Annotated in this window: 20 protein-coding genes and 1 other annotated feature; of the genes, 2 read left to right on the top strand and 18 right to left on the bottom strand. The window is 35.7% G+C overall.

Annotation, left to right across the window (positions count from 1 at the left end):
• Positions 1 to 229: 229 nt before the first annotated feature.
• Both IEV74_RS01870 and IEV74_RS01865 read right to left on the bottom strand, forming a co-directional pair.
• Positions 230 to 1,855, bottom strand: a complete 1,626-nt coding sequence (locus IEV74_RS01870) for a Na/Pi cotransporter family protein (RefSeq protein ID WP_188453645.1) — start codon at positions 1,853 to 1,855, stop codon at positions 230 to 232.
• 211 nt (positions 1,856 to 2,066) lie between these two features.
• Positions 2,067 to 2,720, bottom strand: coding sequence for an NfeD family protein (locus IEV74_RS01865; RefSeq protein ID WP_188453644.1), 654 nt, complete (start codon positions 2,718 to 2,720; stop codon positions 2,067 to 2,069).
• Between the two features lie 79 nt (positions 2,721 to 2,799).
• On the opposite strand from IEV74_RS01865, the gene yqfZ reads away from it, so the two are divergent.
• Positions 2,800 to 3,126: a protein YqfZ gene (gene yqfZ, locus IEV74_RS01860; protein ID WP_188453643.1), complete on the top strand. Its 327-nt coding sequence runs from the start codon at positions 2,800 to 2,802 to the stop codon at positions 3,124 to 3,126.
• Positions 3,127 to 3,164: 38 nt separating this feature from the next.
• Here yqfZ and IEV74_RS01855 read toward each other — a convergent pair whose 3' ends face one another.
• The gene (locus IEV74_RS01855) at positions 3,165 to 3,569 is read right to left on the bottom strand and encodes a DUF4190 domain-containing protein (protein WP_188453642.1); all 405 of its coding nucleotides are present in this window, start codon (positions 3,567 to 3,569) and stop codon (positions 3,165 to 3,167) included.
• Positions 3,570 to 3,740: 171 nt separating this feature from the next.
• Here IEV74_RS01855 and IEV74_RS01850 point away from each other — a divergent pair, with 171 nt between their 5' ends.
• Entirely contained in the window at positions 3,741 to 4,025 is a 285-nt protein-coding gene (locus IEV74_RS01850) for a DUF2624 domain-containing protein (protein WP_188453641.1), read from the top strand.
• A gap of 309 nt (positions 4,026 to 4,334) precedes the next feature.
• Here IEV74_RS01850 and IEV74_RS01845 read toward each other — a convergent pair whose 3' ends face one another.
• The 15 genes from IEV74_RS01845 to era form a co-directional block, all read right to left on the bottom strand.
• Positions 4,335 to 5,228 (bottom strand): deoxyribonuclease IV, encoded by an 894-nt coding sequence (locus IEV74_RS01845; protein ID WP_188453640.1) that lies wholly within the window; start codon positions 5,226 to 5,228, stop codon positions 4,335 to 4,337.
• Between the two features lie 52 nt (positions 5,229 to 5,280).
• Positions 5,281 to 6,597 (bottom strand): DEAD/DEAH box helicase, encoded by a 1,317-nt coding sequence (locus tag IEV74_RS01840; protein ID WP_188453639.1) that lies wholly within the window; start codon positions 6,595 to 6,597, stop codon positions 5,281 to 5,283.
• 38 nt (positions 6,598 to 6,635) lie between these two features.
• The gene (locus IEV74_RS01835; protein ID WP_188453638.1) at positions 6,636 to 7,751 is read right to left on the bottom strand and encodes a Nif3-like dinuclear metal center hexameric protein; all 1,116 of its coding nucleotides are present in this window, start codon (positions 7,749 to 7,751) and stop codon (positions 6,636 to 6,638) included.
• A complete protein-coding gene (locus IEV74_RS01830) occupies positions 7,732 to 8,451 on the bottom strand; it encodes a tRNA (adenine(22)-N(1))-methyltransferase (protein ID WP_188453637.1) in 720 nt (239 codons plus the stop codon). The genes IEV74_RS01835 and IEV74_RS01830 overlap by 20 nt, the downstream gene beginning before the upstream one ends.
• An 83-nt stretch (positions 8,452 to 8,534) precedes the next feature.
• On the bottom strand, positions 8,535 to 8,915 hold the full coding sequence (gene cccA / locus IEV74_RS01825) for a cytochrome c550 (protein WP_188453636.1): 381 nt from the start codon (positions 8,913 to 8,915) through the stop codon (positions 8,535 to 8,537).
• A 103-nt stretch (positions 8,916 to 9,018) separates the two neighbouring features.
• Positions 9,019 to 9,558: a hypothetical protein gene (locus IEV74_RS01820; protein WP_188453635.1), complete on the bottom strand. Its 540-nt coding sequence runs from the start codon at positions 9,556 to 9,558 to the stop codon at positions 9,019 to 9,021.
• A gap of 87 nt (positions 9,559 to 9,645) precedes the next feature.
• Positions 9,646 to 10,767, bottom strand: coding sequence for an RNA polymerase sigma factor RpoD (gene rpoD / locus IEV74_RS01815; protein WP_188453634.1), 1,122 nt, complete (start codon positions 10,765 to 10,767; stop codon positions 9,646 to 9,648).
• Between the two features lie 29 nt (positions 10,768 to 10,796).
• Positions 10,797 to 12,611 (bottom strand): DNA primase, encoded by a 1,815-nt coding sequence (gene dnaG / locus IEV74_RS01810; protein WP_188453633.1) that lies wholly within the window; start codon positions 12,609 to 12,611, stop codon positions 10,797 to 10,799.
• Positions 12,612 to 13,159: 548 nt separating this feature from the next.
• A complete protein-coding gene (locus IEV74_RS01805; RefSeq protein WP_188453632.1) occupies positions 13,160 to 13,963 on the bottom strand; it encodes a pyruvate, water dikinase regulatory protein in 804 nt (267 codons plus the stop codon).
• Between the two features lie 80 nt (positions 13,964 to 14,043).
• Positions 14,044 to 14,673, bottom strand: coding sequence for a transcriptional regulator CcpN (gene ccpN / locus IEV74_RS01800; RefSeq protein WP_188453631.1), 630 nt, complete (start codon positions 14,671 to 14,673; stop codon positions 14,044 to 14,046).
• Positions 14,674 to 14,904: 231 nt separating this feature from the next.
• Positions 14,905 to 16,989: a glycine--tRNA ligase subunit beta gene (gene glyS / locus IEV74_RS01795; RefSeq protein ID WP_188453630.1), complete on the bottom strand. Its 2,085-nt coding sequence runs from the start codon at positions 16,987 to 16,989 to the stop codon at positions 14,905 to 14,907.
• Positions 16,990 to 17,868 carry a glycine--tRNA ligase subunit alpha gene (glyQ, locus tag IEV74_RS01790; protein ID WP_188453629.1) on the bottom strand — a complete coding sequence of 293 codons (879 nt, stop codon included), beginning with the start codon at positions 17,866 to 17,868 and terminating at the stop codon, positions 16,990 to 16,992. It abuts the gene before it with no gap.
• Between the two features lie 64 nt (positions 17,869 to 17,932).
• Positions 17,933 to 18,102: a binding site (T-box leader), on the bottom strand.
• Between the two features lie 57 nt (positions 18,103 to 18,159).
• Complete coding sequence (gene recO / locus IEV74_RS01785) at positions 18,160 to 18,903, bottom strand: DNA repair protein RecO (protein ID WP_188453628.1); 744 nt, start codon at positions 18,901 to 18,903, stop codon at positions 18,160 to 18,162.
• 38 nt (positions 18,904 to 18,941) lie between these two features.
• Positions 18,942 to 19,088: a YqzL family protein gene (locus tag IEV74_RS01780; RefSeq protein WP_188453627.1), complete on the bottom strand. Its 147-nt coding sequence runs from the start codon at positions 19,086 to 19,088 to the stop codon at positions 18,942 to 18,944.
• 95 nt (positions 19,089 to 19,183) lie between these two features.
• Positions 19,184 to 20,086 (bottom strand): GTPase Era, encoded by a 903-nt coding sequence (gene era, locus IEV74_RS01775; RefSeq protein WP_188453626.1) that lies wholly within the window; start codon positions 20,084 to 20,086, stop codon positions 19,184 to 19,186.
• Positions 20,087 to 20,319 lie beyond the last annotated feature (233 nt).

The following is a 20,319-nucleotide window of genomic DNA, read 5'->3' as shown; positions in this document are numbered from 1 at the left end:
AAGATAAAAGATATTTTTCACAAGCGACAAAATATAATTTAACATGATTGACAAGATATGTCAATAACTTTTTGCTGCTTTTCCCCCAAAAAATTCTATGTACATGAAACAACAATAAATACTATAGCATCTTCCTTAATAGATTTCAATAATAATTTTTAAAAATATATTTTTAGAATTAAAACGGTCTTTTTCCCCTACTATAAAGAAAAGACCGTTTTATTATAAATTAATCGCCTAAAACTTCTTCTGCTATGTTAACAGCGTGATCTCCTATCCGCTCTAAATTACTAATAATATCGACAAATACAATTCCCGCTGAACCATCGCACAAACCTTCATTCATGCGAATTATATGCTTTTTACGGTAATTTCTTTCCATTTTATCTATTTGGTCTTCTTTTTGAACAACAGCCAGTGCCTCTTCTCTATCCATTTCGTCAAGGGCTTTTACTGCTTGCTGTACGGTTAAAATAGTTAGATCAAACATGTTATTTAAATCTTCCTTAGCCTGATCTGTTAAATATACCTTATTTGAAATTTTATAATCAATTAACTCAATGATGTTTTCGAAGTGATCCCCAATTCGTTCAATATCACGCACGGAATCCATTAGTGCTGTATGCTTGGCACTTTCTAATTCCGTCATTGATCCACCAGAAATTTCAACTAAATACTCGGTGATTTTTCTATCTAAATTGTTGAGAGCACCCTCCACCTGTGTAGCAATTTCTGAATGTTTTTGCTGCTGTGTAGTTAAATATAAGTTTGTTTCCTCTAAACCTTTAACTGCGTACTCACCCATGCGTATAATTTCTGCCTTTGCCTGATCTAATGCTAGTGTAGAGGATTGTTGGATGAAAATTGGGTCCAGATGTTTTGGTTTGTATTCAACAATAGAATCTTCACCAGGAATTATTTTCGTAACAATCCAAGCCAATGCACCAATAAATGGGAATTGGATAATCGTGTTTGCTAAATTGAAGCTACCGTGAGCAAAGGCAATTGTCATTTCAGCATTTAAATTCAATTGTTCCTGTAAAAAGGTTACATATTTTGTAAATAAACCTAAAAGCACGAGAAAAATAGTCGTACCTATAAGATTAAATATTACGTGCGTAAATGCTGCTCTTTTTGCAGCTACACTGGTGCCAATCGCAGCCAAAACAGCTGTTATAGTTGTACCAATATTGTCCCCAAATAACACTGGTATCGCTGCTTTTATATCTATTGCACCCTCGGCAAACAGCCCTTGAAGAATACCAATTGTTGCACTCGAACTTTGAACTATAACAGTAAACAATGTACCAATTACAACACCTAATATTGGATTTGAACTCATATTTAAAGTCAGCTCATGAAATGATTCCAGTTCCCTGAGTGGCGACATACCGCTGCTCATCAATTCTAAACCAAAAAATAGTGCACCGAAGCCGAAGATAGCCTGTCCCAATGCAGTAACTTTTTGATTTTTAAAAAAGAAGATTAAGAAACAACCGACTGCAATAATTGGCAACGCATATTCTCCTAAATCAATACCTATAATGAATGCTGTTACCGTAGTACCAATATTTGCCCCCATTATGACTCCGATAGCCTGTCTTAATGTCATAAATCCGGCATTTACAAGTCCAACTGTTAGAACAGTTGTGCCTGAACTGCTTTGAATCAGTATGGTCACAATCATACCTGCTAGTACACCTAAAAAGGGATTGCTGGTGAATTTATCTAGAATATCTCGTAATCGGTCCCCCGCTGACTTTTGTAAGCCTTCTCCCATGAATTTTATACCTAAGAGGAAAATACCTAAACCGCCTACAAACTCGAAAATAAGTTTCTGTATATCAATATCCAATTATTATCCATCCCTTCATCTGTGTAGAATTATGTCGCATACTTTTTCATTATTAATTACATATAAACAGTTTGTAAAGGCATGTATAACATTCTTAACACTAAATTTACAATTGAGTTTCTACTATGTTTCTACTATGTATTGTCTACTCTATAATCAATCTCATTCAACGTATATTTATTACAAACTAAAGGACAATTCGCCTATTCGGTTAGCTAGGCGTATTGTCCTTTTGTTCATTCATTATCTCTACAAGTATTTTCGTTCCATCCACCTGAACCACTTGAACCTTACTATGTTTTGGTATCCAGCGGCCATTTGAGATGGCACTATAATCTTTATTATTAATTCTCACAGTACCAACAGGACGTAAATCGTTTAACGTTTCCCCTGTTTCATGTACTAATTTTTGATATTCAGTGCTCATAGAGTTGTATCCGGCTTCTTTTGTCAATTGATCCTTTAACGTTATTTTTGACCACATATCACGATGTTTAAAAACCTTTAAGAAAAAGAATGCTGAAAAACCACCAATTAAAACCCCGATTACGGCGTACAATCCCGCATATATATTCGGCGCTGCCAATGCTACTGATATTAACATACTAGCTAAACCAAGTGTTGCCAGCGTTCCATCGTTTAACAGTTTGCCATCAATAATTATAAGTAATAAACCAATAAAATAAATAATAATCATAATGATAAAGGAGCCTGTTTCTAAATAAGCTGAAAAATAAACGGTGATGAATCCAATACCTAACAACCCGAAAAATCCGCGCATATTAACTAATATTTCTCCTATTAGAAATAACGTTCCAAATCCAGTTATGACTAAGCCCAGCCAATCGGCAGAAAATATGTCCATTTGTTTCCCTCCTTCACCTTTACTTATTATGTTATACGCTTTAAAACTGTTTTTAGTTTCAATAAAAGGAGAAATTAATGTGAATTTCTTACAAAAAAGTGGCATCTTTTTAATTATTCTATTATTAATTGTAAGTGTTTATAAAGATTTAACAAGTGGTTCTTTTGAAAGCGATGAAAAAAAAATACAGTTTAATACGGATCAAGTATCCAAAAAATATAAAGTGATTAAGGTTAAAGTACAATCAGGTGATACCGTGTTATCGATAATGGAAGAAGTAAATAATAATAGTAAATCATTAGATATTACAAAACTTCTGTCAGACTTTAATGCAATTAACGATGTTGATCCACACAATCTTAGAGTTGGTCATTATTATTATTTTCCGCTATATAACGATACATAATTAAAGGGAGACTGACCCAATGGCCAGCCTCCCCATTTTTAAACAAATGGCAATATAAAGAGTGTAATGATAATGGATACAGCCCCAGCGATAATGGCTGTATTACCTAACGTGTCTGCATCTCTACTCTTAGCAACGAAGCCAACAATAATACCTGCTCCACCAAGAACTATTGGCCATATAAAAAATGACACAATGGATAATGCTAATGCTACCCAACCCCAAGTACTTGCATGTGAGTCTGTGTCGTCGTCCTCCATAGTAACCGGACGATCAAAATCATCTGCTGTCATCTCAGCAGCTGTTTCTTCATCACGTTTTCTTGATTGTATAGCCGATCTTCGCTGCCCATTTAAATTTGTTGCAACAAGATCTTGTGTGTCATTGTTGTCATCGGAAGCTGGCCTGTCAACATTGTTCGTAGTACGTCCAAATTCATCCATAAACAGATACCTCTCTTTCCCTTTGATTGAGGTGCGTTTATAGTTTATGGATATTTTTTTATTATAATGGCGTTATTTTATGGAAATAAAGCAAGTTATTTTACAGTCCAAGTTTCCATTTAAGGCATTGGACCATAGTATAAAACAGTAATGGATAAAAGGGGAATGATAATGTCTACATTCATAAAGGAAATGATCGCTAAAAAATTGAAACAGCTTACTTCGGATGAACTGCTTCATTACAGCAAGAAATATGGCTTTAATTTATCACAAGCAGAAGCACAGAGCATTACGAAATACTTAAAAACGCAGCAAATCGATCCATTCAGCTCACAGGATCGTGTTAAAATGCTAAAAGAATTAGCTCGTATCACTGATCTTCAAACTGCAAAAAAAGCTCAAAAATTATTTGAGGAAATAATTAAATCTTATGGACTGGAATATCTTTTTAATTAATCTTCAGTAAAGGGGTTTAGGACAAAAGCATTTTAGTCAAAAAGAAATCCGAACTGTGAATTCTTCCATTAGAATTTGTATTAGTTCGGATACTTCTTTTTTTGGTGGAGGTTCGGGTATTCATTATCCATAAAGCAAATTAACGTATATTGTGCCGTAAGTATATTATGATACTTTTTTTGCCCCGCAGCCCGTAATAGAGGTCAAGAATTAAACTAAATTATTTACGCTACTGTTTTAAATAAAGTTCTAACCATCCTATCCTGTAATTTTAAGCCAATGTCTCTGTTATATCCCAGTCCCTTTACGTTATTGATTCATTATTTTTTCTTTTAAATCTTCGTCAAAAGTGTCGCCTTTTATCATCGCAATTTCAAATTTGTATGGTGGCTTCTTGTTCTTCTTATCTTCCCCAACATATGGCGTTTCCAATATTTTTGGGAGTTCTTGAAGCTCTGGGTGATGGATGACATAACGAAGGGCGTCGTATCCAATATGCCCAAAACCAATATTTTCATGCCGATCCTTATGAGCACCGCGTTCGTTTTTACTGTCATTTACATGAATTACTTTTAAACGATCAAGTCCAATGATTTTATCGAATTGATTTAATACACCGTCAAAATCATTTACAACATCATACCCTGCATCATGAATATGACATGTATCAAGACATACCGATAATTTATCGTTAAGCGATACACCATCAAAGATTTTAGCTAATTCATCAAAGGTTCGTCCAATTTCCGAACCTTTTCCAGCCATGGTCTCAAGTGCAATTTGTACCTGTTGTTCTTCTGTTAATACTTCATTTAATCCTTCAATAATTTTTTCAATTCCAGCGTCTGCACCAGCTCCAACATGTGCTCCAGGATGAAGTACAATTTGCTTAGCTCCAATTGCCTCTGTTCGTTCAATTTCATTTCGTAAAAAATTCACGCCTAATTCAAAAGTAGCATTTTTTATCGAGTTACCAATGTTAATAATGTATGGAGCATGAACAACAACATCAACAATTCCATTCTCTTTCATATGCTCGATACCAGAAGCAATATTTAGTTCCTCAATCGGTTTTCTGCGTGTATTCTGTGGCGCACCAGTATAAATCATAAATACATTTGAACCGTAGGAAACGGCTTCTTCACTTGAGCCTAAAAGCATTTTTTTACCACTCATCGATACGTGTGATCCTATTTTTAACATATACTTTCCCCTCTCTCATTTTGCATTTAAAGTGATGGTATCATATAAACACTTATTTCTTCTTATATTTTGTCTTTTTTGATAGTTGTTTTTTTATAGCATCTTTCTGTCTTATCATTTTTTTCTTATATCCAGGTTTTATTTTTTTTGATTTTTTAACCTGTTTCCAAGCTTCTTTCTCTATGTTGGTTTCTGTTTTGGTTCTCAATGTTCTTTCATTCCAGGCTTTAACTTCCTGCCATTCACCATTTTTAACATCAAAAAACGAAAAATCCAATCCTTTTTGCTCTAATTTTTCAATAAGTTTAATGTCTTTTTCCTCATATAAACTAATGGCGGTTCCTTCCATTCCCGCCCGAGCTGTTCTTCCAACACGGTGAATATAGAATTCTTCCTCTTTGGGAAGCTGCGCATTGATAACATGACTTACTCCTTTAATATCAATACCGCGTGATGCTAGATCAGTTGCGACAATATATTGATAACGCAGATTTTGAATATCTTTCAATACACGTTTACGCTCTCTTGGTGATAATCCTCCATGAATTAAACCTACATCCATTCCCTTTTGCTGCAGATCTCCAGCCAGTTGATTCGCAATATCTTTTCCATTCGTGAAAATAATTGCTAAATATGGCTGAATGGAACTTGATATATCTGCAATAATATCGGATGCTTGACGATGCTTTAATGCGATCAATCGGTGTTCCATTGTCTCCGGAGAAAGCTTGTCATCAATTTTAACATAAAACGGATTGTCTAAGTATTTTTTTAAAAAATGTTCCAACCGCTGAGGAATCGTTGCCGAGAAAACAAGTAATTGAACATCTTTTTTAGAACGAACCAGTAATTGATCGACTTCATTGATAAATCCCAAATCCAGCATTAAATCTGCCTCGTCAATGACGAACGAGTTAGCTGCGTAAATTGAAATAGCTTCTTCCTTGACTAAATCCAATATCCTTCCAGGAGTACCAACGATAATATGTGGCGGTTCTTTCAGCTTTTCCATCATTTTCTGCTTATCTGTTCCACCGATCAGCAATTTGGCAATCCATTTTTGATCTTTATCCGCATAATGGATTATTTTCTTAACTTCCTCAAAAATTTGCATCGCAAGCTCTCTTGTAGGTGCTGTAATTACAAATTGAACTTCTCGTTTATTGGCATTAATTTGATTAAACAATGGCAATAAATATGCATGCGTTTTACCGGATCCAGTTTGAGATTGCCCTATTACGCTCTGCCCGTTCAAAATTTCAGGTATAATTTCCTCTTGTATTTTTGTTGGATTATAAAAATGCAGACGATTAATTACTTCCGTTAAAACCGGGTGGAAAGCGAATTGATTAAAATAATTGTTATTCATATAAAAATACCCCTTTATAATTCGATATAAAAACTGTTTTAAACGAACCGAAATGGCTCTGTATTCATTTCCGAAACAAAAACATTAACACGGTTTTTAGATAAATGCTGATCCAGGTACTGTTTGGTTGCCTGTTTCATCACTTTTTCTACATGATGTCCTGGATCAATCACGGAAAGACCCATTTGCCATGCATCCTGTGCAACGTGAAATGTCATATCACCGGTTATAAATACATCAGCACCTTTACGGAAGGCATCATTTATGTATTTCTCCCCGCTTCCGCCTAACACCGCCACTCTTGAAACTTTTGCTGATAAGTCCCCTGTTACCCTTACCTTGGGAACATTTAATTTTTCCTTAACATATTCACAAAACATTTCTAGCGTCATGCTATTTTCTAATAAACCTACCCTGCCAATTCCATATGCTTTTCCTTTACGATTCAATGGATATACGTCGTAGGATGCTTCTTCATATGGATGAGCTTTTACCATAGCATCTAATACAGATGGAAGAATCGATTCCGGTACAATTGTTTCTAATTTTATCTCGTTGACCATTTCCATTTCATTCGCCTGACCAATAAATGGATTAGTTCCTTCCAATGGTTTAAATGTTCCTTGTCCCGATGTTTGAAATGTACAGTGACTATAATTGCCTATGTGTCCTGCACCATTATCACTTAGAGCCTCTCTCACCTCTTTAATATGTGTATCCGGTACATATACAGCAACTTTAACTAATTTTTCTGTATGTGATTCTAAAAGAATTTCCCTTGATTTTATATCTAAAATGTCACAAAGCATATCATTTACACCATTATCTGCAGCATCTAAATTAGTATGTGCTGCATATACTGTTATATCATGCAAAATCAATTTTTGAATAATTCTTCCCTGTGGTGAGTCAGTATTTATCTGCTTGGTCGATTTGAAGAACAGTGGATGATGAGCGATAATCAAATCAATATTATTTTCTATTGCTTCATCTACAACAGATTCTAATACATCTAGCGTAACCATTATTTTTTTAACTGGTTTTGATGATGAACCAAGCTGCATTCCAACGTTATCCCAATCATAAGCCAAATGTTTGGGTGCCCATTCCTCCATTATACGAAAAACATCTGCATTACGGATTGTACTTGTCATCTTGCAATTCCTCCCTTATCCATTCCAGCTCAGTTTGAAACTTCTCTAATTTTACATCATTAGGTATTTTAGCTTGTTTTAGTTGCTCAATAACAAACTGCAGCTTATTCTGCTCCCGCTCCCATTTACGGTAAAACGCATTCGTTTTATTTTGTAACAGCAACGGTCCGAAAAATAACTTTTTATCAGTAAGTCTCGAAATATTACCGGATGTATTCACGTCCCCTACGATTATTTCATAGAAGTGCCCATTTTCTTCAATTACTTCTTCACTTGTAATTGTATAATTATTTTTCATCATCCAGGAACGAACATTTTTTGCATCCACGTTTGGCTGTGTTATGATGCGTTCAATACAATCAAATTTATCTTCTCCATCTTCTAGGATACTGCGAATGAGCGATCCTCCCATCCCGGCGATAACGAGTTGTTTTATTTCTCCCTGTTTAACAACTTCTAGTCCATTTCCTAGTCGAACATCAATCCTTTGCGTTAACTTATAATGATTTACCGTTTCCCTTGCACTGTCATATGGTCCAGCATTTACTTCACCAGCAATCGCCTTTGCATTGTTATCCAGCAAACATACATAGCACGGTAAATAAGCATGATCTGATCCGATATCAGCAAATAATGCACCTGCAGGCAAGTATGCAGCCACGCGAGTTAATCTTTTTGAAAGCTTAAAATTATTGCTCATTGTTATCTCCTCGTATATAAAAGAAAGCTTTCTGCATTATATCAGAAAGCTTTCTCTGTAGTTTAACTTGTAATTATCTATAATTACTTTTTCTCAGACAGCCATTTTGCTATCGCTTCTGCTTGCGCATCCTCTTTAATTATCCCCGGTGGCATAGAACCTCTGCCATTCATAACGATATCTTTAATTTCATCCTTAGATAGCCGGCCGCCAACCTTAGTTAAATCAGGACCCATACCGCCTGTCAAATCGGCACCATGACATGATGCACAATTGTTTTCAAAAATAGCCTCTGGATCATCTGCTGTTGCACCGCCTTCAGCTTGCTCCTGCTTCTCTCCGCCGCCTTCTTCAGCCTCTTGAATGGTTTTGCGCTGGTCAATTCCAATAACAGAAATAACGATAACTGTAAGTATCCCTATTACGGCTATGAGTGCATAAGGGATGACTGCGTTTCTTTTCATCCGTATTTCCTCCTTATGTAATCCCCTTAATCTAGTTTGCCAAAAAGACTATACTTATTTTACTCGAAAATCAATTTAGTTTAAAGGGATAAGTTGTGAAAACTTATAGAACAATGTAAAATGATGTAAAAATAATACCAATGATTCCGATAAAGTTAAGATATAATATCCCTTTTTTCTTACTGCAGACAATCCATCCCAAAAAATTCAGTAACATTATGATTGTTGTTAGCCATTGATTGCTTCTTATTAATATTTCACCAGCAAAAACAGAGGTAAGAAACACTAATAACAAAAATATAACGAATGAAAGCTGACATATTATATTATCTTCTGTTTTTAAGGATTTATATTGCCAAAATGACAAAACAATAAAAAGTGACAAAATACCGAGTTGCATTATCGGATGAAATTCCGTAAAATAAGTAACAAGAAATGAAAACGGTAACAATAGAAGCTGTAATATAAATTGCAGGATAAGAACCATTTTAATCTTACCCTTTTCAGTTGTATTCGCTTCACCTTGTCCAGTTCCTTTAGTATACAACGCAAGTAGATAATCGCAATACATTTCCGGAAGTAATTTATGCTGTTTCCAATAATTTATTTCCTTAATGATTATAGCAATTCGTTCTTCTGCCATACATATCACCTCTGGTTGAATGGCAAAAAGTCAAAATTCAGCTGTACAGTCATTGTTCACATTTCGTGCCCAATGACTGAAGCTCATTTATTCAAGAAAATCTTTTAGTCGTTTGCTGCGGCTTGGGTGACGTAACTTACGTAATGCTTTAGCTTCAATTTGTCGGATACGCTCTCTAGTAACTCCGAAGACTTTACCAACCTCTTCTAGAGTTCTAGTACGTCCATCATCAAGTCCAAAGCGCAAGCGCAATACATTTTCTTCCCTGTCTGTAAGTGTATCTAAGACGTCTTCCAATTGTTCTTTGAGCAGCTCATATGCAGCATGATCAGAAGGAGAAACCGCCTCTTGGTCTTCAATAAAATCGCCTAAATGGGAATCATCTTCTTCCCCAATTGGTGTTTCTAAAGAGACAGGTTCCTGAGCAATCTTTAAGATATCCCTTACCTTATCAGGGGAAAGATCCATTTCCTTGCCAATTTCTTCAGGGGTAGGCTCCCTCCCTAGATCCTGCAATAATTGACGCTGTACACGAATTAATTTATTTATCGTTTCTACCATGTGAACGGGGATACGGATTGTTCTTGCCTGATCGGCGATGGCACGTGTAATCGCTTGACGAATCCACCACGTTGCATACGTACTAAATTTAAAGCCTTTACGATAATCAAATTTTTCAACGGCCTTCATCAGACCCATGTTCCCTTCTTGAATAAGGTCTAAAAATAACATCCCTCTGCCAACATAACGTTTTGCAATGCTTACAACAAGACGCAGGTTTGCTTCAGCGAGGCGCCTTTTTGCCTCCTCATCACCTTGTTCAATTCTGTTAGCAAGCTCGATTTCTTCAGATGCTGATAATAAATCTACACGCCCAATTTCCTTTAAATACATTCGAACTGGATCATTGATTTTTATTCCAAGTGGTACACTTAGATCATTCAAATCGAACTCTTCTTCTTTTGCTATTTGCTGCATTTTTGGATCTTCTTCAGACTCACCTATTACTTCAACACCTTGCTCATTCAGGTACTCATAAAACTCGTCCACTTGATCAGATTCAATTTCAAATCCAGACAAACGATCAGCGACTTCTTCATAAGCCAATACACCGCGTTTTTTGCCCAGCTCGAGCAATTGCTCTTTCGCTTGTTCAAGTGTTAATTCAGTCCCATTTTCTTTCGTTTGTGACGGCTTATTTTCGGCCATGAGTCCCCCTCCTTCCATACTACTTAAATTCAATTTGTATTTTTTAACTGTTTTTGTAATTCAATGATTTGCATTGCAAGCTGTGCAGCTTTTAGTGGATCATTTTGCTGTTCAGCTGCTTTTTGCTGGTGTTTTAAGGTTTTAATATTTGCTACATCACTGTTTTCGGCACGGATAATCCGTATATAATCGTTGATTTCTTTATCACTAATATTCTCAAAAACAGGTGACATTGCTATCTTGGTAACTGATTGTTTAATTTTCTCATCAGTTAGCCTTTCAATAAACAAACTAACGTCAGCGGAATGCCCTTCCTCGTAAAAAGCATACAAGTATGTGGCAATAATCTTATGCTCATCTACGTTGAAAGCACCGCCTATTTCCTCCTGCACCTTATCAGTTATGGACCTATCTTTCAACATATATGCAATCAATTGTTTTTCTGCATTTTGAAAGGCAGGCAGCAGCTTTGTTGACTGATTAAATTTTATAGCACTATTAGTATATCTTTTCTTTTCTCTCTTATCCTTATGAACCCCCATGTTTTGGCGATATTTATGGATTTCCTCAGTTAATGTATCCATTGATAAATTATATTCATTACTGAGCTCTTTAAGATAATATTCCCTCTCAACAGAACTATCAATCATTGCAAGCTCTTTAAGAACATTTTCGACATACTCAATGCGATCTCCTTCAAGATTTAAATTATAGTCCTTTTTAAGGTATCGCATGTAGAAACTCATGTACGTTCCGCTTGCTTTAATTACTTTATTCTGAAATGCATCGCCACCATAAGCCTCAATATATTCATCAGGATCCATTCCTTCATCCATTCGCGCTATTTTCACCTGGCATCCTACTTTACGGAGGATGTTAGCAGCCTTATACGTTGCTTCAATACCAGCCTTGTCAGAGTCATAACAGAGAACTATCGTATCCACATAACGTCTCAGCAATTTTGCCTGATTTTCAGTCAAAGCAGTGCCCAATGTGGCAATTACATTTTTCACACCTGCCTGATAAGCTGAAATAACATCCATGTATCCCTCAAACAGCACAGCTTCACTGCTTTTGCGAATATGCTTTTTTGCTAAATCAAAATTATACAGAATCTTGTTTTTTTGGAACAATTTACTTTCCGAGCTATTTAAATATTTAGGCTCTTGCTCTGTAATTGTTCTTCCACCAAATGCTATTGTTTTACCTAAATGATTTCTGATCGGGAAGATAACCCTTCCTCTAAAACGGTCTGATACACTATTATCCTCATGCAATGTCAACAAACCGGATTTAATTAGAACCTGTTGGTGGAAACCTTTCTTTTGCAGGAATTCAGCTGTAAAATCCTTTGTATTTGACGCAAATCCTAATTGGAATGCATCAATAGTTTCTTCGCTTATTCCTCTCTCTTTAAAATAGCTGTATCCTTCTTTCCCATCTTTCGTAAATCTTAATAAATGGTGATAAAGCTTTGTCAGCCATTCATAAGCGGATAAAACATCTTGATGCTCTTTTGATAATGAACTTTCATTCCTGACTCCTGTCTCGGGAAGTTTGATACCGCTTCGATCAGCCAACAACGATAATGCTTCATAAAATGAAAAGCTTTCCATTTCCATTAAAAATGTCACTACATTTCCGCCTTTTCCACAGCCGAAGCAATGAAAAATTTGTTTTTCTTGTGTGACTGAAAATGAGGGAGTTTTTTCCCCATGAAATGGGCATAATCCAAAATAGTTTCTCCCTTGCTTTTTCAATTGTACATATTCACCAATAACATCAACTATGTCATTTGCTTTTCGAACTTCTTCTATTACTTCTTCAGGAATCTGACTAGACATATCGATCACCACGTTTTAATATTCGAGACCACATGCAGAATATCCTTCATAATTCGACATTATTTTTTCATAAATCGAAAAAAATTCCCTTCTACCATGTCATGTAAGTATAAAAGGAGCCCTTATCTCTTATGTCCTGAGATATTTGCCTTACTATTGTGCCTCTTGTGGCTATGCTGTAAACACTAGCTGCAAATACTTGAAGTATGGGTAAATCAACTCAATCCATCTCTTCTTTACTCATTATTCTACATAAAAGAATAAGAATCCTCCTTAATTCACAATGTTTTATTTTTCTGAATATCTAAACCTTTACAACAGAATAGCGTTTAGAAACTTTATTATTTCATTTTTACACAAATATTAATTATAATACAATATTTATTATAATGCCAGAAAAAAATTATATTTTTTTATTAAAATAATAAAACACTCTGCCATTTACTGTACAGAATGTTTTAATTCTTATCCATTTTTTAAATAGCACACACTATATGTAGAGGTTTATTTCATCACACTACCTTCAAAAGTGTTTGTATTTTTCCGCATTACTTTCTAATGAGTCGCATTATACTGTTGGCTGTTTCTTCGACTGCTTTATTTGAAACGTCCACAACTTTACATCCAATTTTATTTACTACCTTATCAAAATAATGAAGCTCCTGGTGAATTCTATCCATATTTGCATATGTTGCCTGGTCACCTAATCCTAACGCCTTCAACCTCTCCTTGCGAATGTCATTTAGTTTTTCCGGCGTAATTCGCAAGCCAATACACTTATTAGGATCAACTTCGTACAATTCCTCTGGCGGATCAACCTCTGGAACAATCGGCACGTTAGCAACTTTTAGCCGTTTATGGGCTAAATATTGGGAAAGTGGCGTTTTCGACGTTCGGGAAACACCAATCAATATTATATCTGCTCGGGAGATCCCGCGTGGGTCTCTGCCATCATCATATTTCACAGCAAATTCAATTGCCTCAACTCGTTTAAAATAATCATCATCCAGCTTATGAACTAACCCAGCTTCAAGCCTAGGAGATTTTCCGAAAACCCGTTCCATTGCATCCATCATCGGTCCCATAATATCAATTGCTTCGATATTTATTTTATCCGCTTCATTGTTTAAGTATTGCCGAAGTATTGGATCAACTAATGTGAATCCAATTATACCTTGCTTTTCTTTTGCTAAAAGTAAAGCATCATCAATGGTTTTCTTATCCTCTACATAAGGAATTCGCTGTATTTGATATTGGCCATTATTAAACTGACTTAAGCCTGCTTTAATTACCAATTCTGCCGTTTCGCCAACAGAATCTGACAAAACGAAAACTAACGGTTTTGTACCCATATATAAGCTCCTTCCCATATTCAAAAGTCTGCCAATTAGCAGCAATTAAGCAGCACATATCTTTTCTTGAACACGTCTTCCTATAAATGTTCATCCATTATCAGCTCTACAAAAGCCTTGGTTATGGTTGTTTTGGTGATGCGTCCAACAACCTCAAGTCCTGTTTCGGTATCTTTTATTACGGGAATACCATCAATTTGCTTGTTGATTAACTGTTTTGCAACATCTAAAAGTAAATCGTCTTTTCTGCATATGGTAATATTCGGCATTCTTGTCATGATAATGTGTACCGGAATGTTATTTAAATCCTGCTTTCCGATACTAGCCCGCAATAGGTCCTTACGTGATAATACACCTGTCAGACATGCATGTTCATCTACAACAAACAATGTTCCTACATCCTCCAGGAACATTGTTGAAATTGCATCATATACTGATACACTTTCCTTAACTACTATTGGGACCGATTGATATTCATGTACTTTAAACTTCTTTATTTTCTCAGTCAATAGTTCAGAGCCTGTCTTTCCTGTGAAAAAATATCCTACACGCGGTCTAGCATCAAGAAAACCTGCCATTGTTAATATTGCTAAATCCGGACGCAAAGTAGCCCTTGTTAAGCTTAAGCGGTCCGCAATATGTTCCCCGGTAATTGGTCCGTTCTCTTTAACGATCTCTATAATCTGTTCCTGTCTATTCGATAACTCCACTTTTTCACCACCTATCAAACACAATCAGTTATACTATTAATTAAATATTATAGACTATTTATAGTGAAAAAGGAAACTTAGTTATACTATATAAAATTAAAACTTCAAACAGTGGGGACTTTTCTTTCTTACCCACTGATTGTTAGCAACGTTCTATGCAAGAAAGCAGATATTTTGATGGAATTCACTAATAGAATGTCCATTTATTACAACATGCGCCACAGGAACGCATTAAAAGTGCTGCTTCCATTCAATCCTCGTCATATCCGCAAAGTCATAAATTAACTTCGCGACAAGACGGATTAACGATAAACGATTTTTACGTAACTTTTCATCTTCAGCCATAACCATATTATGTTCGAAAAAGGTATGAATTGGTTCTGCTAATTTACTTATCTGCTCCAAGGCCAGATTGGCATCCCGACTATTCCTTTTGTCTAAATAGTCAGCTGATACGCTTAAATATTGCTGAAACAGTTCTTGCTCTGACGCGGTTTCGAACAAAAGTTCATCAACTTCAGTAAACTGTGCCTTTTTAGATAAATTTAAAACGCGTGTAAATGCTTCTTGTACCTGTTTAAAATCTGCATCATTTCGTTTTTCTGACAATATACTTGCTTTTTCCATTGTATATCCCACTATTCCAACCTGTTTATACAGTACTGCTTGAATAATGTCTTGTGGAATAGACATTTCTTTCATCAAATAAGACGCACGCATTAGGAAAAATTCATTAAGCTCTGCTGATACCTTGTTTACATCTTTTATTTCAATGTCTAAAGTCTGATATAGATCTAGTGTAATATCTAACAATGATTCAACAGTAATATTCCATTCATTCTTTTGCAATGTTTTTAATATCCCCAATGCTTGACGTCTAAGACCATATGGGTCCTGTGAACCTGTTGGGATATAGCCTACGGAAATACAGCCAACAATCGTATCTAGTTTATCAGCAACACTTACAATAGAGCCTTCTGCAGATTCTGGTAACTTTCCATTAGCATGACGAGGCATATAATGTTCAGCAACTGCCTTTGCGACTGTTTTCTCCTCACCAAAGTTCATTGCATATTTCTCACCCATAATCCCTTGAAGTTCAGTAAATTCGTTTACCATATTTGTTACCAAATCGAATTTGCTGATTTGTGCGGCTCTTACAGCTCTTTGTTTGGTTACATTATCAACATTTAGCATCTCTGCTAATTTTTCGGTAATATGCATAATTCGATTAACTTTGTCACTGATTGTACCTAACTTTTCCTGAAAAACAACCTTTTCTAATTTTTGTAAATAATGATTTACTGAGTGTTTGTGATCTTCTTCATAGAAAAATTGTGCATCAGAAAGTCTTGCTTTCAATACTTTTTCATTTCCCTTTACTACTGTTTGCAGCTTATAATCATCACCGTTGCGAACCCCAACAAAGTGGGGAAGTAAATGACCATCCTTTGATTTTACCGGGAAATACCGTTGATGTTCTGCCATAGAAGTAATCAGCACCTCGGAAGGAAGCTTTAAGAAAGATTCATCAAATGAACCCATAAAAACAGTCGGATATTCTACTAAATTACGAACTTCATTTAACAATTCCCGTGACACAGGAATGTGAAAACCTTCCTTCCTTTCAAGCTCCTTGATTCCATTAACAATAAGATTTTCACGTTGTTTAGCATCTGCAATAACATAATTTTGGGCAAGGGATGCTGCGTAATCATTTGGATTGACAAGTGTGATAGGTTTTCCTAGAAATCTGTGCCCAAATGTCTGATTCCCCGTTCTGACGCCTGCAATTTCGAATGGAATAATTTCATTATCAAATAATGCTACAAGCCATCTTATAGGTCGAGCATATCGAAGAGTTTGTTTTCCCCAGCGCATGTTTTTAGCAAACTGTAAAGCTAGAATAATTTCCTTAAAGCCTGGAAGTAATTCTTTTGTTTGTTTCCCGTCGATATGTTTTTTGACAAATATATAGGATGTTCCATTAATTTCTTTCGTATATATGTCATCCGGTGTTTTGCCTTGGCCCTTTGTAAAGCCAATAGCTGCTTTTGTCCAATTACCTTCAGCATCTTTAGCGATTTTTTCTGCGGGACCTTTTGCCTCTTCCTCTATTGTCGTTTGTTCTTCCGCCATATCTTGAATAAAAACTGCAATTCTTCTTGGTGTTGAATAAGAAGTAACAGAAGCAAAAGAAATACGTAATTCTTTTAACCAGATTTCTGTCTTTTCTAAAAGCTGCTGTTCTGCATCATCCACGAAGCGTGCAGGTAATTCTTCTAATCCAATTTCAAATAACGCATCCTTAGCCAATTATTTCTCCTCCTTTGTTAACATTGGGAATCCTAGTTCTTCTCTTTTTGCTACATAAGCCTTCGCGATACTTCGTGCTAAATTTCTAATTCGTGAAATATAGCCTGTACGTTCAGTAACTGAAATTACTCCTTTTGCGTCAAGGAGATTAAACGTATGTGAACATTTAAGTACATAGTCATATGCTGGAAATACAAGTTCATTTTCCATGGTACGCTTAGCTTCTAGTTCATACATACTAAACAGCTTAAACAACATATCAGTGTCAGATTCTTCAAACGTATATGTTGAGTGTTCGAATTCCGGCTGGAAGAAAATATCTTTAACGGTAACCCCGGCTGTCCATTCTAAATCAAACACGTTTTCCTTATTTTGTATATAGGAAGCCAACCGCTCCAGTCCATAGGTCAGTTCAACTGTTATAGGATTAGCTTCAAGACCGCCAATTTGCTGGAAATAGGTAAACTGTGTAATTTCCATCCCATCAAGCCAAACCTCCCATCCAAGTCCTGCAGCGCCAAGTGTAGGGTTTTCCCAATTATCTTCAACAAAACGAATGTCATGTTCTAATGGATCAATTCCTAATGCCTTTAGTGAATCTAAGTAAAGATCTTGTATATTATTAGGTGAAGGCTTCATAATAACTTGAAATTGATGATGCTGATACAAGCGATTTGGATTTTGTCCGTATCTCCCGTCTGCAGGTCTTCTTGACGGTTCAACATATGCTACATTCCAAGGCTCTGGTCCCAAACTGCGCAGTAATGTCATTGGTGACATCGTACCCGCGCCTTTTTCCACATCATATGCTTGTGTCAGGATGCAATTTTGATCGGACCAATGCTTTTGCAGTGTTAAGATCATTTCTTGAATATTCATAAACTCAAACTCCTATCATTTAGAATAATAAAAAAGCCCGTCCCTATGTCTGTTATTAAACAGACATAGGGACGGGACATACCCGCGGTTCCACCCTATTTGCCCCAAACTCGGAGCCACTTTATTAGATTGCTCAAGAGCGCCTTTTCCTAATGTACTATTATCCAGCTCACACTATTCTGGACTCGCTTCAAATAGAGCTCAATAGGTACTTTTCTCCATCACAGCAATAAATTATCATGAAATATGTACAAATATACTTTATCCATCAATACTTTGTCAATATAAATACTACATAATTTTATCTAATTGCTTTAAAAACTTCTTTGATTTCAAATAATAGCCGCCATAACGATCATAATATTCATCAATGATTTGGCGTAATAATTGTATATTCTCTCTTTTTAATGAAATTTTACCAATTCGTTCAAGGCCAACGCTCATAAATAGATAAAAAAGTTTTGCAATCTTATTTGGTAAGACAATTGAATTATTGTCTATGTGCGTGCACTTTTCACAAAGCAAACCCCCTTCAGTTATTGAGAAAGAAAAAGGAGGTTCGTTAAGACCGCAGTTTACACAGTGATTCACTACTGGCGCAAAACCGCCCTTCACAAATAGCTTTAGCTCGTAGATCATGACAGGTATATCCGTATTTTCATTTTCCGCTATCCATTGAAATGTTTGATACAATTGCTTGTACAAATATGGTTCAGTATCCTTAGAATCCAGAAGTTTATCCGTTAATTCTGCAAGGTAAGCGGCATATGCAGTCTTTATAATATCCTCCCGAATTGCCCGAAATGAATTTACTACATCTCCCTGCTGGATTGTACTTAATCCAGAATTAACATAAACTAAAAATTCACCATGTATGAATGGCTGCGCAACTGCAGCCATTCTACTTTTTGGTTTTTTTGCACCTTTAGCTATTGCTGTGAACTTTCCTATTTTCCCGCTGAAAATTGTTACCAATTTATGTGTTTCACCATAATCCTGCGTTTTGATTATAATACCTTCCATTTTTTCGAGCACACAGCATCACCTTTCTTGTCATTTGATAACTGTATATGCTACATTTTCGAATCTAATTGTGTAAATTCTTTTTTTCCATCTTGAATTGGATCTGCATGATTTGGGTTCACTTCTAACTCTTTCAATAACAAATAGGTTTCAATGTTCCCCGTCTGACTAAATAATTTCCAAGTAAAGTCGATCACAAGAAACCCCACCTTTCTTAAATATTATTTGAAAAAGCACTCATTTATAGAATTACCACTGCTCATTAAAGAATGAGTTTTAAATTTTACCATGTTTAATATTCATCATTTCGAAATCCATATTCACGCAATTGATTTTGTTTATTACGCCAATCTTTTTGCACCTTTATCCATAGCTCTAAATACACCTTCGTTCCAAGTAATGCCTCAATATCCCTGCGAGCATTTTTGCCAATTGTTTTCAACATACTTCCTTGTTTGCCAATTAAAATTCCTTTTTGTGTTTTTCTTTCAGTCACAATTGTCGCCTGAATAAATATCGCATTTGAATCTCTTTTTTCAATATTTTCGATAACTACTGCAATTGAATGAGGAATTTCCTCTCTTGTCAGCTGCAATACCTTTTCCCGAATTAATTCACCAATAATAAATCGTTCCGGATGATCAGTAACTTGATCATCTGGATAATATTGCGGTCCTGCAGGTAGGTGTTCTTTTAGGACATCAAGCAAATGTGCAACATTATTTCCTTGTAATGCTGAAATAGGGATTATTTCTTCAAATTCATGTTTATCTTTGTATTGTTCAATTAATGAAAATAACTCGTCCGGGTGGATTAAATCGATCTTATTAATGATTAGAAAAACAGGACGTTTCACTTTTTCTAATCGATCCAATATATATTGATCGCCCTTCCCATAACCTTCATTTGCATTAATCATAAACAATATGGCATCAACTTCATTTAGTGTATTTTCAGCTATTTTTACCATAAAATCCCCTAAGCGGTGCTTCGGTTTGTGTATTCCAGGTGTATCAATGAAGACCATTTGTGCATCATCCTGTGTTAAAACACCCTGAATCTTATTTCGTGTAGTTTGAGCTTTATCACTCATAATCGCTATCTTCTGACCAATAACTCTGTTCATAAATGTTGACTTTCCTACGTTTGGTCTGCCGATAATTGCGATAAAGCCAGATTTAAAGTTGTGTTCCATGCTGTATCCTCCGGTTCTCGAAAAGAAAATACTATTCCTGTGCTACGTTTATTCAAAAGACTTTCTTGTGCTCCGAGAATATTTCTTCATGTTTATTTTATAATACTACAAATGCAATCTATTTTCATGCAATCGACAAAAGCTTTAAAAAGATTATTTACTTTATCAAAATATGACATAGATAGTATATACGTGTAGGCGATTGATTGAGAATAGGCGGCATAAGCAAGGGG

Source organism: Virgibacillus oceani (assembly GCF_014638995.1).
GTDB classification, from domain to species: Bacteria; Bacillota; Bacilli; order Bacillales; family Amphibacillaceae; genus Virgibacillus_E; species Virgibacillus_E oceani.
Note: the sequence above shows the minus strand (reverse complement) of the source record. Positions and strands in the feature narration are given on the sequence as shown.

Bases quoted from the DNA above. Each gene is read 5' to 3' on its own strand.
- IEV74_RS01865 (WP_188453644.1), bottom strand. From the start codon at position 2,720: ATGGACATATTTTCTGCCGATTGGCTGGGCTTAGTCATAACTGGATTT.
- IEV74_RS01855 (WP_188453642.1), bottom strand. From the start codon at position 3,569: ATGGATGAATTTGGACGTACTACGAACAATGTTGACAGGCCAGCTTCC.
- IEV74_RS01850 (WP_188453641.1), top strand. From the start codon at position 3,741: ATGTCTACATTCATAAAGGAAATGATCGCTAAAAAATTGAAACAGCTT.
- IEV74_RS01845 (WP_188453640.1), bottom strand. From the start codon at position 5,228: ATGTTAAAAATAGGATCACACGTATCGATGAGTGGTAAAAAAATGCTT.
- IEV74_RS01840 (WP_188453639.1), bottom strand. From the start codon at position 6,597: ATGAATAACAATTATTTTAATCAATTCGCTTTCCACCCGGTTTTAACG.
- IEV74_RS01835 (WP_188453638.1), bottom strand. From the start codon at position 7,751: ATGACAAGTACAATCCGTAATGCAGATGTTTTTCGTATAATGGAGGAA.
- IEV74_RS01830 (WP_188453637.1), bottom strand. From the start codon at position 8,451: ATGAGCAATAATTTTAAGCTTTCAAAAAGATTAACTCGCGTGGCTGCA.
- cccA (WP_188453636.1), bottom strand. From the start codon at position 8,915: ATGAAAAGAAACGCAGTCATCCCTTATGCACTCATAGCCGTAATAGGG.
- IEV74_RS01820 (WP_188453635.1), bottom strand. From the start codon at position 9,558: ATGGCAGAAGAACGAATTGCTATAATCATTAAGGAAATAAATTATTGG.
- rpoD (WP_188453634.1), bottom strand. From the start codon at position 10,767: ATGGCCGAAAATAAGCCGTCACAAACGAAAGAAAATGGGACTGAATTA.
- dnaG (WP_188453633.1), bottom strand. From the start codon at position 12,611: ATGTCTAGTCAGATTCCTGAAGAAGTAATAGAAGAAGTTCGAAAAGCA.
- IEV74_RS01805 (WP_188453632.1), bottom strand. From the start codon at position 13,963: ATGGGTACAAAACCGTTAGTTTTCGTTTTGTCAGATTCTGTTGGCGAA.
- glyQ (WP_188453629.1), bottom strand. From the start codon at position 17,868: ATGAATATTCAAGAAATGATCTTAACACTGCAAAAGCATTGGTCCGAT.
- era (WP_188453626.1), bottom strand. From the start codon at position 20,086: ATGGAACACAACTTTAAATCTGGCTTTATCGCAATTATCGGCAGACCA.